Genomic DNA, 17,223 nt, shown 5'->3' on the forward strand with positions numbered 1-17,223 from the left:
TTTAGAAGTGGAGATGAATTTTCATTGTTTATTAAATTCATTAAAAAATCGGGAACAGGAATCTGAATGGAATACTTTGAGGACTTTAACACACGAATGGAAGACCCTGAGGAAATTAACCTGAGGGAAGTTATGGAGTATTATGGTTACACAGGCTCATTCGGTGTAATTAAATTTTATTTTCGTTATGCAATTAACTGGATATTGCAGACAATGGCTAAAATTTGTCCTCATTTTGGAATCTCAGTAAAACTCCAGCGGATGAGGGGCGTAAAAATCGGAAAACATGTATTTTTGGGGCCTGGCGTCAATCTCGATGATCTATACCCGGAATTAATTACAATCGAAGATTACGTCGGTATCGGAATGGGAACAATGATCTTTGCACATTCTAATCCCACCTGTTCCCCATATCTAAAAAAAAAGTACTATCCAAGGGAAGTAAAACCTGTAACTATAAAAAGTGGTGCCTGGATTGCGCCTGGTAGTATAATTCTTGCAGGAATTACAATTGGGGAACATAGTGTTGTTGGAGCTGGGAGTGTTGTTATGAAAAACGTAGAACCCTATACAGTTGTAATTGGCTGCCCGGCTAGAGTTTTAAAGAAACTTGAGTGATCAGTGGAAACTAACTTTTGAATTTGCTTTAGCAGCAAGTCGTTATATTTTTGACAGAAATATGTAGAAAAATCATTCTAAGAAAAACCAATTGAATCAAGGTAAGTACATATTAGAAAAACAACTGAGGTAACACATAACTATTTCGGAATTTAATTGACGAACATGTTTGTGAAAATAGGGTAATACAGTGTGAAAAAATGCCAAAGTTATTTCGTGGGGGGGTACTAAGCATGATTAACGCACTAAGTTTCGATTTGGAATATTGGTACACTGCAGAACTAGTTTGTAGATTTGCACCTGATGAAAAAGAAGATCAAGTAATAGAAGCTGTATATCCTTTACTTGACTTACTAGATAAATATGATACGAAAGCCACATTTTTTGTTCTGGGAAAATTAGCAGAAAAATATCCCGAGTTAATCATAGAAATCTCCAAAAAGGGTCACGAAATCGGCTCCCATTCGTATTCCCATAAGACTCTTCATGAGCTTGGAATGAAAAATTTTGAAGATGAGATTGAAAAGACCAACAGCATTTTGAAATCAATTACTGGAAAATCTCCACTTGGATTCAGGGCTCCGACTTTTTCAATCGACAATACGAATAAATGGGCTTTAGATATACTGGTTAAAAATGGTTATAAGTATGATTCCAGTGTTTTTCCAGTGAAGACAAATTTATATGGAGTTCCGGATGCACCAGTATTTTCATACTGTCCTTCTAAAGATGATATTACTGTGCATGATCCAGATGGCCCGATAATAGAGTATCCTTTAAGCGTTATAAAATTTGGAATAAATATCCCTATTGCAGGCGGATTTTATCTTAGACTTCTTCCGATTTCTTTTTTAAAATCTGCTATAAATCGAGTTAATATGAAAAGATCTGTGGTTATCTATATGCATCCCTGGGAAATGTATTCTTATACACAAAAGGTTCCACTTCCTTTAATTTCTCGTTTCATTACTTATTATGGGGTTGATTCAGCCTTTAGTAAACTTGAAAATTTACTCAAAAGTTTCAAATTTTCTCCAGTAAGGGAGGTATTAGGTTTATAAAATAGGATTTACATATACATTCTAAGAATTTTAAGTAGTTACTTATTAAGCCTTAAAATATTCTCAAAATTGCAAAAATTAGGATTGTAAACTAATTTTGGGGTGGCTTGTATTAAAATATGTTTTATATTGTTGATAAATAAAGGTGGAATGGTGCATTATGTATCACAGCTTTGCAATTCTCTAGCTAATAATACAGAATGTAATGTTTATCTAATCACTCCAAAAGGTATCAATGAAAATCTCTTTGACAGGCGTGTAATTTTGAAAAAAATTCCTTCTGTTGACAGACATGGATATCGAATTGATTTGATGATAAAGTATCTTTTGGAAATAAAACCTGATATTATACATACGAGTATGGTACATCCTTTTATAGTTCCTTTATTGCCAATCTTAAAAAAAATAGCTCCTGTTGTAGCTACAGTGCATGACGTTCAGCTGCACTCTGACCAAAAGAATTTCATTTTTGATCTGAGTACATTAATTACTTCCAAATGTGCGGATTTAGATTTTGTTCATGGTGAAAAATTAAAGTTAGAATTAATAAAGAGAGGTGTTTTAAATTCAAAAATATCTGTTATACCCCATGGAGATTATTCATTTTTTAGTAGCGTAAATCAAAAAGAAATTACTGAAGAAGAAAATACAATTTTATTTTTTGGCAGAATACTTGACTACAAAGGAATAGATTATCTAATAAAAACAGAACCTTTGATCTCCTCAAAAGTATCTAATTTTAAAATAATTATTGCTGGTAATGGCGATTTTTCTAAATATGAAAATATGATAGGTAATAAAAATCACTTTGAAATAATTAATGAATATATCCCGGATGAAAAGGTCTCTGAATTATTTCAAAAATGTTCAGTTGTCGTTTTGCCTTATATAGAAGCATCACAAACAGGAATAATTCCAATAGCTTATGCGTTTAAAAAACCAGTAGTTGCAACAGACGTGGGGAGCCTTTCAGAAGTTGTTATAGATGGTGTTACAGGTTTTATCGTACCACCTAAGGATTCACAAAGTCTAGCTGATTCATTATTAAATGTCTTATTAAATAAAAATCTAAAGAATAGTATGGGCAACGCAGCATATGAATTTATGAAAAAAAATATGTCCTGGGAAGGAATAGCACAAAAAACAATAGGAGAATATACAAAACTCATTCCTAATAATTGCTGAGGGATAGAATGAAGACTAAAACCTATTTTGGTATATTTTCAATGATTTTCTATTTTTTTAAAAAAAGAGCTAATGCTTTAATCCTCAAAAATAAACTTATGTTCGAAAAAAATGTGTTTGTTGGTCCGAATGTAGTATTAGATACCGAATATCCCTGGCTAATCTCTATTGGGAAAAATAGCTATTTGACAAAAGGAGTAGTCATTTTAACTCACGATGCAAGCACTAAATTACACACAGGATATTCAAAAGTAGGAAGAGTAGTCATTGGTGAAGACACTTTTATTGGAGTAAATAGCATAATACTTCCACATGTTACTATCGGAAATAATGTAATCATTGGGGCTGGTAGCATAGTAACATCAGATATTCCTGATAATTGTGTTGCGGCTGGAAATCCAGCTAAAGTCATATGTTCTACCTCCGAAATTATAGAAAAACATAAGCAAAAAATGCTCTTATCTCCTATATATGAAAATGGATGGACAAGTAGAACAGGCGTTACGGAAAAAAAGAAAGAAAAGATGAATGAAGATTTGAAACAAACGATGGGGTATATAATTTGAAATGCTGACATTCCTTTCAAAATAGTTAAATCTAAAATTCTTTATTTTAAGGTTACTTTTCATAGAGAAACATTATGATATTATGATATTATGATCCAACTATCCTATAAAATTAATTGTGTACAACCTAGGAATCCATTATGACAGAAGATAACAAAGTGGAAATCAATATTACAGGTATTGCCTTATCAATTCAATTTGCAGCCTTGGGTTTGATATGTGCTGATATTATGGGTATTAGCATTCCAATAATTAGCATTCCAATATTAAGGTATATTGTAGTTTTTGTATATTTGGCCTTTATTCCGGGAATTTTAATTCTCAGTATTTTAAGAATTAATCTAAAATTTATAGATTTGATCTTATTCTCTTTTGGTTTAAGCTTGTCATTTGTTACGATATCAGCCTTATTTGAAAATGTAATCGCATTTATTTTAAACGTTGAAAACCCAATATCTGAAATATATTTGACTGTATTTTATAGCATTATAATAGTATTTCTTATTTTATTGTCAAAATGGAGAGGTTGTACATTTATTGCTTTTGATCGATTAGATAGATTAAATTTAAAGAGTATTGCTATATTATTTATTCCTATATTTTCTATATTTGGTGGTATTAGTCTTAAATATCAAGGCGAAAGTTATTTCTTGCTGTTTGTTCTGATGATTATATCCGGAATCCCATTTTTGAGTTTAAATCTAAAAAATAAATATTACCCATTGATAATTTGGGCGGTTTCTTTTTCATTATTAATACACACTAACCTCTCTTATGCCGGAAAATCATTTTATGAAACCTTCCTCCCAGGAATTGTCTATACAGCAGGTATATGGGATCCGTTATTTCCTTATGAACCAAATAATTCTTTATTAACTACTTCTCTTATGCTTCCTGTTTTTTCCAAATTGATGGGTATAGATATTATTTGGGGAGTTCATATTATTAGTTGGATTGTAATGGCTTTTATACCCGTAGGAATGTATAAACTTCATTCAAAATTTCATGGTTATAAAGTGGCTTTTCTTTCTTCTTTTTTATATATATTTATGCCATTTTATTATACACAAGAATGGGTAATGTATGCTCAAAGAACAGCTTTTGCTTTGTTATTTATAACTCTCTTTTTGTTAGTGGTATATAGTGATATAGAATTAATTAAAAAGAAAATTCTATTTCCTTTTTGTTTATTCCCAATCATTGCTTCACATTACGGTGCAGCCTATTTCTTTTTAATTATTCTTACAGTATATGAATTATTAATAAAGATTTTTAAAATGAAGGAAGGTATCAAATTAAATACATATCTTTTATATACAGCTCTTCTCTTTTTTTGGTATATATGCACCTCTTCAGCAAGTAATGTTATCTGGATAGGAAATCTTATTTTTGATGTGTTCAGTAATTTATCTAAGATTCTACAACCAAATGATAACTATACGCTGAAATTATTATTTTCAACTGACTCATATTCTATCGACGTTGTGAAATATTTCAATGTGTTTATAATAATGTTATTATTTATTGGTGCTTTTTTATATACACAAAAAAAAATACAAATAAATCGGCCAGAATATGGGGTATTATCTGTATCTTCGGTACTCATTTTGGTTACACAAATATTACCCCATTCTATGGGAAATGGTAGATTGCTTTCTATGGTATTGATCTTTGCTTCTCCATTGTGTATATATTCATTTTTATTCTTATTAAAACCAGTAAAGTTGGATCATAATAAAGCATTAACAATTTTTTCGATTTTTTTATTTGTGTTCTTTATTTTTGGTTCGGGGATTTCGTCGAATATTATAAATAAAGCCTCAGGAACAACAGTGGATTATTCCATAAACCGTCAAATGGATAGATTGGCTATTCAAGAAGGGGATGGTAAAGGAAAATGGCTTTTGTACTGGCCTTATCGTCTAGACTCTACTATAGATGCCACTGATTGGTTTGTAATGCATAATTCCGGGAAACCAATATATTTAGATTGGTGTCTCTATTATCATTTCATAACTCATGAAGGAACTTCAGATATACATAAATTTTATAATGTTGAGTATGGGAGAAAAAAAATATTTACGAATATGGTGATGGCTAATAAAATACTTATGTCAGATGTATTAAGTGGAACGAAGCCTGTAAATAGAGGAGAGTATCTATTTTTGGTCCATCATAATACTATAGAAAATTCCATAATTATAGATGAAAAAAATGTAATAAAAACGTCAGATTATGCAGAGCACTTTGCTGAAATGGACTGTATTTACAATGATGGTGGAAACATTTTATTTCAGATGAATAGAAATGAACTATATTTACAATAATAGTGGAAATATTTCTGCATTTTTGTAGGGGTAAAGGGGAGTGTCGAAAGGGGAGTGTCGAAAATAATTGATTCAACTAAATAAGCAGGATTCTTCTTCCTCACCGTTCCGGCTTTGCTAGAAATGGCAGGTGGAGAAGAAACGCGCCAACTTTCACACAGAATGTTCACAGATCTTAAAATTACAGGGACATCTGTGGAAAGTCCGATTCAAGGTATGGATTTATTCAAATTAAGCATAAAAGGGTTTTGACAATGATTTCAAACCTTCAAAATAAAATACATTACATTAACTTTATTCATGATCCGTTATTCAAAAATGCCTTTTTTCTCATGCTTTCATGTATTTCCACTGCAGGTTTTGGATTCATTTTTTGGATGCTGGCAGCAAAATATTATTCGGCAAGTGATGTGGGAATTGCAACTGGAATTATATCCTCGATGACATTAATTGTTTATTTATCAAGACTTGGCCTTGATTATTCAATTATCCGTTTTTTTCCCACACATGATAAGTGTAGGGTTTTTAACACATCTACAGTTATTCCAACATTTGTTGCATTAATCTTTGGTTCAATATTTATAGCAGATGTGCATTTTTTTTCACCAGAACTCCTTTTTTTAAGATCTCCACTATACACACTTTTTTACTTAATATCTCTTACTTCAAGCTCAATGATATTTATGGCGGGTATTGCTTTTGTTGCAATTAGAGAAGCAGAATTTCAACTGTATATGAATCTGATTGTGGGCTCCAGAGTATTATTCTTAATGTTATTCATATCTCTAGGAGCAATAGGAATTTTCTATGCAGTAGGTACCTCATTCTTTTTTGCATTTATTGTTGCTTTAGTGTTAATTACAAAGTCCGGGATAAATCTAAAACTAGAAATAGATCGTAAATTTTTGACTGATAGTTTTAATTTTTCTGCCGGGAACTATCTTACAGGTCTGTTTATGACCGTTCCTACTATGTTATTACCAATCATCATCCTGAATATGCATTTGGTTGAGCAGGCAGCTTATTATTATATTGTATATGGGATTGTGCTTTTATTATTTATGATTCCAGATTCGATCAGTACATCGTTATTTGTTGAAGGAAGTAATGGTCAATCATTAAAGAAAACTGTCATTCGAGCACTGGTCATTATATTTTTGTTTTTAATTCCAATTGCATTATTTCTCTATTTATATGGGGACTGGATACTTGGATTTATTGGGGAGGATTACGTTGCAGGGGGTTTAGGTGTATTAAGACTAATGATTTTTGCGAGTTTTTTTGTGGTAGTGAATAATGTCTACTTTGCGATAAAGAGGATTCAGAAGGATACTAAGGAGATTACAGTACTCAGTGGAATAATTTGTGTTTTATTAATAGGATTTTCATATCTGCTTTTACCCATTCTTGGAATTATAGGGATCGGGTATGCCTGGATAATTAGTTATGGAGTTGGAGCATTGATAATTGCAATTCGAGTATGGGGAAATAAATAACTCTAAAAAGATAAGAAGATTATGCGCTTAAAATGTGGAAACTAAGGTTACAGTTTTTCCGTATTTTCTGTGGCTATGAGGATGTTGCTTATTTTAATCTGATGTGAATTATGTGTGAACATTTACGTGCGAACCTATTAAAAAAGTGATAAAGGTTTTTATATTGCCCTCATAGTCTTAAATTATTAATTATAAAATTATTAATTATAAGAATAATTTATTCTACATGATTTATTTACATCGTGGCTATCTTTATATGTGCTCAGCAGTGAGCAAAATTAAAATTTATTAATCTAAAAATAAAGACGTATAAACAAAATAATTTAGAAAGGTAAATGCGGTGAGTATCATATTACATTCACATTTAGGAATTTTAAACATCACTAATGTGATAGTGGATGATATATATGAAAGAGGATAAAAATCATCATTCTTATAAATATAGTCATTCAAAAAAAAATCATATTAAATATAGGATAAAGCATTTGTGGCATAAAATTGAAAACAGTTTTGTTTTCATGGCTCTTGCAAGCTTTTTCTGGTTAGTATATAAGTCCGGAACAAAACCTTCAAGAATTGTTTATCCTTGTCAACAAGCTGCTGCTGCGAGTCTAAGTACATTTTTAATACTTGCAATAGTATCATCTCCACTTTTTATATATTTGAAGAAAATTCAAACTTTTTTTACCCACGATTTTAAATTAAGTAGATTATTTTTATTTATATCAATTATAGCTGCTATATTTGGAGTCTTTTTAACAATTGACTATTATAATAAAATGCCAATGAATTCTCCAGTTGAATTCGGAGTCAACGGAAAAGTTCTATCCACATCTGAGCAAGTAAACCTGGGAATTCAATGTGAATATGCAACAATTCCCGCTGCATATGATTTACCGTCTCCTCATAGAGTTGTAACGGTTCATGATTCGAATTCTTCTACCTGGGAAGGAAAGGGAAATCCGAATAACTACATGAATCAAACTGAAATCGATAAAATGGTAGATGTTGGAATAATGGAATTGACCGGAACAACATCCCCCCAGGATGGATGGAGAAAGATAATCCCATATGTGAATGGACAATCAGTTGCAATAAAAGTGAATTTTAATAATAATTGGTATTTTTCATCTAGTGGATTTTATTATGATGATGATTCAAATACAAACATGCTTAATTATGCCGCAGTTGTAAATTCGGTAATAAGAGGATTGAAGTCTATTGGTGTTCCTTCAGATAAAATATGGATAACTGATCCATCAAGACCTGTGCATGATCAGTTTAGAGAAAGAATAGATGATAAGGGAGTGCAATATTATATAAATCAAAATTGTGAAGCGTATATTGAAGGAAGACCAAATGTTTTTGTAACCGGTTATGTTCCTGATAATTCGGTATATGCATCAACAAGCACGGCATATGATGAAAAAATAAGACCTGCTCAAGTATTTGCTGATGCAACCTATATAATAAATATGCCGCAATTAAAAGGACATGGATTTACAAGTGTTGGAAGAGTAACTTTGAGCTTAAAAAATAATTTTGGAAGTGTTTTTTATACTGCTGATGCCCTCGGAGATGATCCAGCACATGATGCAGATCCATTTGCAAAACTTTTGGCAGATATTAATAATAATCCAGTGTTTAGAGACAAAACAAGGTTAGTTGTAGGTGACGGGATAATGGGTAATCCCAATATAAATTATGGTTCACCTACTTTGTGGAGTTCATTTGGAAATAAACCACCCAAAACTCTTTTCTTTGGGGTTGATCCAGTAGCAACAGATTCGGTTATGGTAAATTATATAAGACGAGAAGTAGGTCCACAGGCAACAGGTATTGTTCAATTTTATGCAGCTGACCTGGGATTGGGAGTTTCAGAATCCTGGGACGACAACGAAAATTATACCTGCATAGACTATCATCCGATAGATCTTGATTATCAAATGTAAAAAACGGGTTTTCGGAACTAAGAAGATTAGGAACTACAGACCTCTGGGATAGTTTTATGTATAGAAATCATTAATGTATAGAATCATTATTCTCTATCAGAAGTCATATTTAGTAAGATCTCAACTATACCCTAAGCAAGATTTAAAAGGGATTCTCATGAATGAAATACGTGAAGTCGACCGCTTTGAGTGCAGGGTTATAAGCGTAACCCAGAACATGGCCTGGAAAGGTGTGACAGTTGAAGAAAACGATACAAGAGGGAGGGTGTACTTCGGAAGGGTCAAAGGTGAAATTGAAATAAATCCTGGAGACACATTCTATCTCGGTGTCAAGCAAATCTATGAAATAGAAGACAAGAACATGAGAGTTACACTCTACGACGCTGAAAACAAAAACCTGGACTGGACACTTGTCTGAACAAACTGATAATACTGGATAAAGATTCTTTCTACAGGTTTATTTCCTGTAGAGAAATTTAATCCAATTTTTAAACTCTGCTTTTAAAGAAAACTTCAAATTTTCCGCAAAAAGCCCTGTACCCGGAGTATGAAGGCTCGAACATGTCTGTTTACTAACGTCTGTTTATTCATGTCTGTATGGTATCTCAAGTTCCATCAGGTCTTCGGCTACAATTACATTTTCAAAAATTTTTTTTGAATCATTCAAAATAGGTTCCACATCATCAGTATAACGTGAACTGACATGGGTAAGGACCAGTTTCCTGACTCCGGCTTCTTTTGCAAGAGTTGCAACTTCACCTGCTGTCGAATGCATGGACTCTTTTGCCCAGTCTGCCATCTCATCGGCGAAGCTGCCGTCATGGATTAAGAGGTCAGCATCCCTGCTTGCCTCAAGCACTGCTTCACAGGGCCTGGTATCTCCGGTGTACACGATTGTCCTTCCGGGCCTTGGGGCTCCCATTACTTCTTCGGGCCTTACGAGCCTTCCCTCCACTTCAACAGGATTTCCCCTTTGCAATTTTGCAAAAAGGGGTCCTGGAGGGACTCCAAGCTCGACTGCCTTTTCCCTGTTAAAACGCCCAGGGCGGGAGTTTTCCACAAGGGCATAGCCAAGGCTCGGGATGCTATGCTCGGTCTTTAAAGCCCGGATCACATAGCTTTCCCCTTCTACAGTGTCCCCTGGACTCAGTTTCACACCCCGGATTTCGTATTTAAGGTTGAAATAACCAAGGGCCTTAAAAAGCTCAGTAAACTCTTTTGTCCCTTCAGGACCGTAGATCGTCAACGGCTCTTTCCTGCCCAGAAAAGACATAGTTTGAATGAGACCAGGAATTCCTAGAAAATGATCTGCATGAAAATGACTGACAAAAATGGAGGACAGGCTCATCATCCCCGTTTTTGCCCGCATCATCTGCTGCTGGGTGCCTTCTCCACAGTCAAAGAGTATAAGTTCCCCTTCTCTGTTGACCATTACTGCTGACGGATTTCTGTTACGGGTCGGGAGGGACCCTCCAGTGCCAAGAAAAGTTATGCGAAGCATGATGAACTCACTAATTATGATGAAATTACTAACTGGTGACAATGAAATTATCACAATGAACTCACTAATTACATCAGAGGTATTTATTAATTACCAGTCACTCTATACTCTTTAATTTACACTCTCTCTTTTAAGAATCAAACCATAAGCAAACATCTGGAGTATACAAAATAGGCATGAGATATAGAAAATAAGTATAAGATTTAATATATAAACGCTGCGCAATAAATCTGTATAAAGATGGTATACTATTTATTATAAAAGCTCTTTAAACCCTACAGATTTGCATTTATATCAAACCTCTTCCCCTCATTAGAAGATGGCTTTCCACCTTCAGAAGAAGTTATCCTGTTATGGAACATTCCTATGCAGGTATCAGGTGTCATCTATCAGGACATGAAGGAAGAGAATTATCTATCAACAATTGTAAAAGAAGAAAAAGGAACCGTCGTCATATGTCAGGAAATTACGGAAAAGTTTATCTTGTGGGTTCTGGTCCCGGCGACCCTGAACTTCTGACCCTTAAAGCCCGCCGGTTAATTGACAGTGCTGAAGTCATTATCTATGACCAGCTCCCGGGAAAAGTGATCCTGGGCTCAATGCCGGAAAGCGCAGAGAAAATCGATGTGGGAAAATACGCGGGCAACCATACCATGACCCAGTCTGAGATCAATAAAGTTATTGTGCAGAAGGCAAAGGAAGGCAAGATGGTGGTCCGGTTAAAAGGAGGGGACCCCTACGTCTTCGGAAGGGGAGGAGAAGAAGCTGAGGTGCTTGTAGCAGAAGGCATCGAATTCGAGGTAGTGCCAGGGATAACCTCTGCAATTGCAGTGCCCGCATATGCCGGAATTCCAGTAACCCATCGGGAGAGCACGTCGATGGTCACCTTCATAACAGGACATGAGGACCCCACAAAGGAAGATAGCGGGCTGGACTGGGAAACCCTGGCAAAGTTCAACGGGACCATTGTAATCTTTATGGGAGTAAAGATGCTCAGGCGAAATACTGAAGAACTCATGAAGCACGGAAAAGATCCAAAAACCCCTGTTGCAGTCATAGAGAAAGGGACCCGGCCTGACCAGCGGGTAACCGTGGGAACCCTTTCAGATATCGCAGACCTGGCAGAAGAACGAAAAGTAAAGGCTCCTGCCATCACGGTTGTAGGAGACGTTGTCAACCTTCACGCGATTCTTGGCGAGCAGATCACAGGAAAAGAATTTTAAGGGCTCTAAGAGGTAAAGGTATGACTGAAGAATCAAACACAATAAAAATTCCCGTGCTTGCGATCATGAGGCCTGAAAGCTACAGGGAAAAGTCCGAGATAATTGCCAGGGACTGCGGCTTTGAGCCCATCTATGCTCCTATGATAAAGCTTGAAGGCATAAAAGACGAAGGATTCGAGCCCTTCGTGCAGAGGGTTATTGACGGAGCTTCGGATTACGTTGTTTTTACGAGCGCAAACGGGATACTTTTCACACTGGAAAAACTCACGGAAACTGAAAAGGAAAAATTCATCACAGCCCTGAAAAAGATCAGGGTAATAGCAATCGGCCCGAACACGGAGAAAGAGCTTGAAAAAATAGGGATTGAAGATTCTTTCCTGCCTGCAGATTACAGTTCTGAAGGAATTGTAGAAGCCCTCTGCCCTGAGGTAAAAGGGAAAACAGTTGACCTTGCAAGGAGCGTTTTTGGGGCTAAGTTTTTGATAGAAGGTCTTGAAAAGTGCGGAGCAACCGTATATGAGACTCATGTGTACACCCTCAGCATCCCTGAAGGTGCAGCCCAGAAAGAGCTCATAGAACGCACCCTCGCAGGGGAAGTGGATGCCTTTGCCTTTACCAGCTCAATGATGGTCAAAGGCTTTATGAGGCATGCGGAAAAGCTGGGAGCAGGGGAGACTATAAAAGAGACTCTTAGCAGGGCTTTAGTAGGCGCAATCGGGACTCCTACGGGAAATACCCTGAAAAAACATGGGGTCAATGCGGACGTTATCCCTGATGAGTTCACTTTCGAGGCTCTGATAAAAGCTATGAAAAAAGAGCTATGAAAAATCGGCAAATAAAATTCACCGGCAAATAAAAGTCCCCTGAAAATTTACCCCTAAAAGCCAGTTTAAAAAACAATACTTAAAATTCTGGAAAACAATCTTAATTTTGACGGATCGACATGATAGGCATTTCAAAACTTTACTGCGGAACCGTGGAACCTTCTGATGCCCTTCGCTATGAAAGGGATTCAAAGAGGCTTCCCTCTCACCTTCTGCAGTTTTCGAAAGATAAAAAACCGGTAGTAGTCTGGAACATGACCCGTCGATGCAACCTGAAATGCGTCCACTGTTATGCCCAGGCAAAGGACATGGAGTTCAAGGATGAGCTTTCGACTGAGGAAGGAAAAGCCCTGATCGACGACCTTGCAGCTTTTGGCTCTCCGGTTATGCTTTTCTCCGGGGGCGAGCCCACGATGCGAAAAGACCTGCCGGAGCTTGCAGCTTATGCCAGAGAAAAAGGGATGAGAGCCGTAATCTCAACAAACGGGACTCTCATAGACAAACCTCTTGCAAAAAAGTTAAAAGAGGTCGGACTTTCTTACGTAGGAATTTCCCTTGATGGCATAAGAGAGACAAATGACAAATTCAGGGGCATGCAGGGAGCATTCGATGCAGCTCTAAGGGGCCTGCATAACTGCCAGGAAGAAGGCATAAAAGTCGGGCTCCGCTTCACCATTAACAAGCAGAACGTCATGGACATCCCTGCGATATTTGACCTCCTGGAAGAAGAAAAAATCCCCAGGATCTGCTTCTATCACCTTGTCTATGCAGGCAGGGGTTCGAAGATGGTGGACGAAGACCTCTCCCTTGAAGAATCAAGGAAGGCTGTGGACCTGATTGCCGAGAGGACAAAAGCCCTGCACGAGAAAGGCTTCCCCGCAGAAGTCCTGACCGTGGACAACCACTGCGACGGCCCGTACCTTTACCTGAAACTGCTGAAAGAAAATCCCAAAAGGGCAGCAGAAGTGTTCGAACTCCTTTCCATGAACCAGGGTAACTCCTCAGGGATAGGTTTCGGCTGCGTTTCCTGGGACGGCTCCGTGCACGCCGACCAGTTCTGGAGACACTACTCCTTCGGAAACGTCCGCGAAAAACCTTTCAGTGAGATCTGGACCGACCTTTCCGACGAACTGATGGCCGGGCTCAAGAACCGGAAACCCCTTATTCAGGCTAATGCTGACCGCTGCGCCCACTGCAAATGGTTCGACATCTGCAATGGAAACTTCAGAGTTCGAGCCGAAGCCGTGTACGGGAACGTCTGGGCAGACGACCCTGCCTGCTACCTCACAAAAGAAGAAATCGGATACAACAAAGCCTGAAAATAATTCAGGCTTTACTAATATACCATTTTGGAATGCATGATTCAAATCCGTCATACCATTTCAAAACATTTTCTGCTTGCTTGAGCATCGTGCTGATTTCTTTTTGTCCGAATTTAACTGCCCAGGGAACTGATGAAAGCTGGTTACTTGCAATATATAAAGCCATTAGCCTGAAAAACAAAGCGGGTACTTCGTGGCCAAAATACCCATTTATGCGCCCCGATGCAAATATGGCACTTATATCTGCACACCATGTAATGCGGTTGAATTCTTCCCATGGGTCACCGTAATCAAGCCTATTAAAATCAATAACTCCTAACTCTCCGGATTCCGTAACAACCATATTTCCGATGTGATAATCCCCATGCTGAAAGCACTGAGGGCGATTATCCAGTAAATATCGGTTCTGTTCTATGTATTCAATTATTTTATCTGCTCCCTTCAGGCGAATCCCGCAAGCTTCGTAATCGGCAATATTTCTTTTTATTTTGCGATTAAAACGCTCTGACCAGGGTATTAGATTTTTTGCCGCAGGAATTTGATGTATAATTTTTAATATTTCACCAGCTTTAACACCAAGCCGGTACTGCTCCTTATTATTCAGCTCCGGAAGAAGAGCTCCTGCATCCCTTCCTTCAATCCAGGTTAGTAAAGAATATACAGACTGACCGCTATTGCAAATTCCAAAATCGATCGGATGCGGTACCAAAATATCAAGATTGTCAAGCTGTTTTATTGCTTCAAACTCCTGTATCTTATTCTCATATTGCGAGATATCCGATACTCTGAGTAAAAATTCTCTACCTTCTGCGGTTCTGATATAGTATTTCTGATCACTTGACCAGCCTTTTTTAATTGGCTCAACTATTTGCCATTTGCAGGAATCAGGAATTTCATTAAAGAATTTAATCAAATTAACAACCCCTATGAGAATCGAAACCCAGTTATTGCTGCTTATTCTAGATCACAACTTTAGAGTTTTCTTTAATAAATAACCATTTATTAATACTGAACGCATATTTTTATAAAAGAAAAGTCAGAAAAAGAGTTTAGGGAGGAAGGGCAAATAGATGAAGCCGATTCATTTACTTCTGATTTTTTCAGTTATATTTACAGCCATTTCAGGCTGCGTATCCGACAGAGGAGACACAGGAGCCTATGGCAACCAGACAGAAACTAATTCTTATCAGGGGGAACAGTTAACCCCTATTGCACAGCAGCGAAACAACGCCATCAAGGGCACTCAGTATATTGACAGGGAAAGTTACAGGCTGCAGGTTGATGGGTTTGTGGAAAACCCCCGAAACTTTACGTATGAAGAAATAACCGGGTTACCTCAGACTTCGAAAGTTATCGACCTTAACTGTGTGGAAGGCTGGGGCTTTACTGCAAAATGGACAGGAGTAAAGATAGCTGAAATCTTTGAAGAAGCAGGGGCTATGGAAAATGCAACAACCGTTATTTTTTACAGCGCTGACGGGTACTCCACCGCTCTTGATAAGGACTATCTGCTGGAAAACGACATTATACTTGCATATAAACTAAATGATGTGACCCTGCCACCTGAAAGGGGGTTTCCCCTGCAGCTTGTGGCTGAAGACAAGTATGGGTACAAATGGGCGAAATGGATAGTAAGAATCGAACTCGGCAACTCACCTTATAGAGGGTACTGGGAGGAGCGCGGGTACAATAACATAGCCGATGTCGGCGGACCTGCTTTTGAAAGAAGAGGGTAAAAGTTCGTATTGAAATACCAATAATAATATAAGATACACGGGCTATAGTATACTCTTACCAGTATTAGAAATTCAAAACAAGGAATCAAATCCTGTCCTGGCTACGTTTGATTATAACAGGGTTTGATTATTTCTACCTTTTATTCTACTATATTTCATGAGTAATGATTTCTATAATTCATGAGAGCTACGCTTCGTGAGTGCTAAGCTTCAGGGTTGTATTTCATTGCAGTACTGCTAAAATGAAGAGAAACAGAGAGACAAAGAATATAGTTGTTGAGAGACAAAGAATATAGTTGTTGAGATTGATAGTTGTTGAGATTGAGGCTGGAAAAATGGGGGTAATTTGAAGTGGCAAATAGCCATGTTAATACTTTGTACCCTGGGGACCCATTCAGGGACTGGCTTGTTGAAGAAGTTGTAGGGAACCGGATTCGCGATAAAAAATGCCGTGTAGACGTTTTTAAGTACAATTCATCTCACACTGTCTGCAGGTATCAGTTCAAAGGAGAACACTTCAGCGTGATTGCAAAATTTTTTGCCGAACCTACAGGGAAGCTGAAAGCTTACAACTCATATAAAGGCATGATGAATGAATACCGGAACCTGAAAAAAGCAGCTTCGATAATAAATGTTGCAAAGCCTCTTGCAGTAAATAAAGATTTTAATTGTGCCCTTGTAACCGAACACGTACCCGGAAAATCTCTGGGCTGGTACCTTAAACGCGAAGAGGACCTTTATGAAAAGCTTGCTGCTGTGGCTCACATGCTAAGGCAGCTGCATGATAATACACAGTCATCCACTTACAATAAAGAAAATGAGTTCAGAAACTATCATGACGTGCTGGACCACCTGCAACTGGATAACAGCACCAGGGAGACTTTCAACAAACTCCTTGGAGAATGGTGGTACAGTTCCTGGCTCGACCGGGAATGTGGATGTATGGTTCACAGGGATGTCACCCCCTCCAATTATATTTTTTGCAAAGGACAGCCCTATGCACTTGATTTTGAAAGCTCCTGGTATGAGGCACATCCTGTAAGGGATCTCGGAATTCTTACTGCGGAACTTAAGAACGAGTTCGAATTGCACAAAGGAGGAGGCTGGAAAGCCGAGCCGTATATAGGGAATTTCCTCTGGAAGTACAGCCGCGGAGAAAAGGATTTTTTATACATTACCAGAATTCTGCCTTTTTTCATGAGTATAGGACTGCTTCGTTCGGCAAGGCTTCACCAGAGCGATTACAGGAATTACCTGATAAGAGAAGCACTTGAATGTTTAAGTGCAATTAATAGAGGGAATTAAGGAAATAGATAGAATTTAGGGTAAAATTAAGGGGATTGAAGAGTAAAATTAAGAGGATTGAAGGATAAAATAAAGGGGACTAAAAACAATCATCAAGGGGATACGGG

General features: G+C 37.1%; 15 protein-coding genes. 13 read left to right on the forward strand and 2 right to left on the reverse strand.

The window, feature by feature from the left end; translation table 11 throughout:
* The first annotated feature begins 66 nt into the window (after positions 1–66).
* From PHF18_RS08455 to PHF18_RS08490, 8 genes are all read left to right on the forward strand, one after another.
* Positions 67–618, forward strand: coding sequence for an acyltransferase (locus PHF18_RS08455; RefSeq protein WP_300101104.1), 552 nt, complete (start codon positions 67–69; stop codon positions 616–618).
* Positions 619–851: 233 nt separating this feature from the next.
* Positions 852–1,679, forward strand: coding sequence for a polysaccharide deacetylase family protein (locus PHF18_RS08460; protein ID WP_300101106.1), 828 nt, complete (start codon positions 852–854; stop codon positions 1,677–1,679).
* Positions 1,680–1,811: 132 nt separating this feature from the next.
* Positions 1,812–2,864, forward strand: coding sequence for a glycosyltransferase family 4 protein (locus PHF18_RS08465; protein WP_300101109.1), 1,053 nt, complete (start codon positions 1,812–1,814; stop codon positions 2,862–2,864).
* Positions 2,865–2,872: 8 nt separating this feature from the next.
* Complete coding sequence (locus tag PHF18_RS08470; protein ID WP_300101111.1) at positions 2,873–3,430, forward strand: DapH/DapD/GlmU-related protein; 558 nt, start codon at positions 2,873–2,875, stop codon at positions 3,428–3,430.
* 140 nt (positions 3,431–3,570) lie between these two features.
* Complete coding sequence (locus tag PHF18_RS08475; protein WP_300101115.1) at positions 3,571–5,757, forward strand: DUF2206 domain-containing protein; 2,187 nt, start codon at positions 3,571–3,573, stop codon at positions 5,755–5,757.
* Positions 5,758–6,011: 254 nt separating this feature from the next.
* The gene (locus PHF18_RS08480; protein WP_300101117.1) at positions 6,012–7,253 is read left to right on the forward strand and encodes a polysaccharide biosynthesis C-terminal domain-containing protein; all 1,242 of its coding nucleotides are present in this window, start codon (positions 6,012–6,014) and stop codon (positions 7,251–7,253) included.
* Between the two features lie 407 nt (positions 7,254–7,660).
* Positions 7,661–9,205, forward strand: a complete 1,545-nt coding sequence (locus PHF18_RS08485) for a DUF362 domain-containing protein (RefSeq protein WP_300101120.1) — start codon at positions 7,661–7,663, stop codon at positions 9,203–9,205.
* 157 nt (positions 9,206–9,362) lie between these two features.
* A complete protein-coding gene (locus tag PHF18_RS08490) occupies positions 9,363–9,623 on the forward strand; it encodes a hypothetical protein (RefSeq protein WP_300101122.1) in 261 nt (86 codons plus the stop codon).
* Positions 9,624–9,788: 165 nt separating this feature from the next.
* Here the strand turns inward: PHF18_RS08490 and rnz are convergent, their stop codons facing one another.
* Positions 9,789–10,706 (reverse strand): ribonuclease Z, encoded by a 918-nt coding sequence (gene rnz / locus PHF18_RS08495; RefSeq protein WP_300101125.1) that lies wholly within the window; start codon positions 10,704–10,706, stop codon positions 9,789–9,791.
* Between the two features lie 455 nt (positions 10,707–11,161).
* Between rnz and cobA the strand changes: the two genes are divergently transcribed.
* The 3 genes from cobA to ahbC all read left to right on the forward strand — a co-directional run bounded on the left by cobA (position 11,162) and on the right by ahbC (position 14,072).
* Positions 11,162–11,929, forward strand: coding sequence for a uroporphyrinogen-III C-methyltransferase (gene cobA / locus PHF18_RS08500; protein WP_300101127.1), 768 nt, complete (start codon positions 11,162–11,164; stop codon positions 11,927–11,929).
* Between the two features lie 20 nt (positions 11,930–11,949).
* On the forward strand, positions 11,950–12,753 hold the full coding sequence (locus PHF18_RS08505; RefSeq protein ID WP_300101130.1) for a uroporphyrinogen-III synthase: 804 nt from the start codon (positions 11,950–11,952) through the stop codon (positions 12,751–12,753).
* Positions 12,754–12,872: 119 nt separating this feature from the next.
* Complete coding sequence (gene ahbC / locus PHF18_RS08510; protein WP_300101132.1) at positions 12,873–14,072, forward strand: 12,18-didecarboxysiroheme deacetylase; 1,200 nt, start codon at positions 12,873–12,875, stop codon at positions 14,070–14,072.
* A 7-nt stretch (positions 14,073–14,079) separates the two neighbouring features.
* Here ahbC and PHF18_RS08515 read toward each other — a convergent pair whose 3' ends face one another.
* On the reverse strand, positions 14,080–14,988 hold the full coding sequence (locus tag PHF18_RS08515; RefSeq protein WP_300101135.1) for an aminoglycoside phosphotransferase family protein: 909 nt from the start codon (positions 14,986–14,988) through the stop codon (positions 14,080–14,082).
* Between the two features lie 157 nt (positions 14,989–15,145).
* Here PHF18_RS08515 and PHF18_RS08520 point away from each other — a divergent pair, with 157 nt between their 5' ends.
* The gene (locus PHF18_RS08520; RefSeq protein ID WP_300101138.1) at positions 15,146–15,811 is read left to right on the forward strand and encodes a molybdopterin-dependent oxidoreductase; all 666 of its coding nucleotides are present in this window, start codon (positions 15,146–15,148) and stop codon (positions 15,809–15,811) included.
* Positions 15,812–16,162: 351 nt separating this feature from the next.
* On the forward strand, positions 16,163–17,116 hold the full coding sequence (locus PHF18_RS08525; protein ID WP_300101141.1) for a phosphotransferase: 954 nt from the start codon (positions 16,163–16,165) through the stop codon (positions 17,114–17,116).
* Positions 17,117–17,223 lie beyond the last annotated feature (107 nt).

The sequence above is a fragment of the Methanosarcina sp. genome (assembly GCF_028693135.1).
GTDB lineage: Archaea > Halobacteriota > Methanosarcinia > Methanosarcinales > Methanosarcinaceae > Methanosarcina.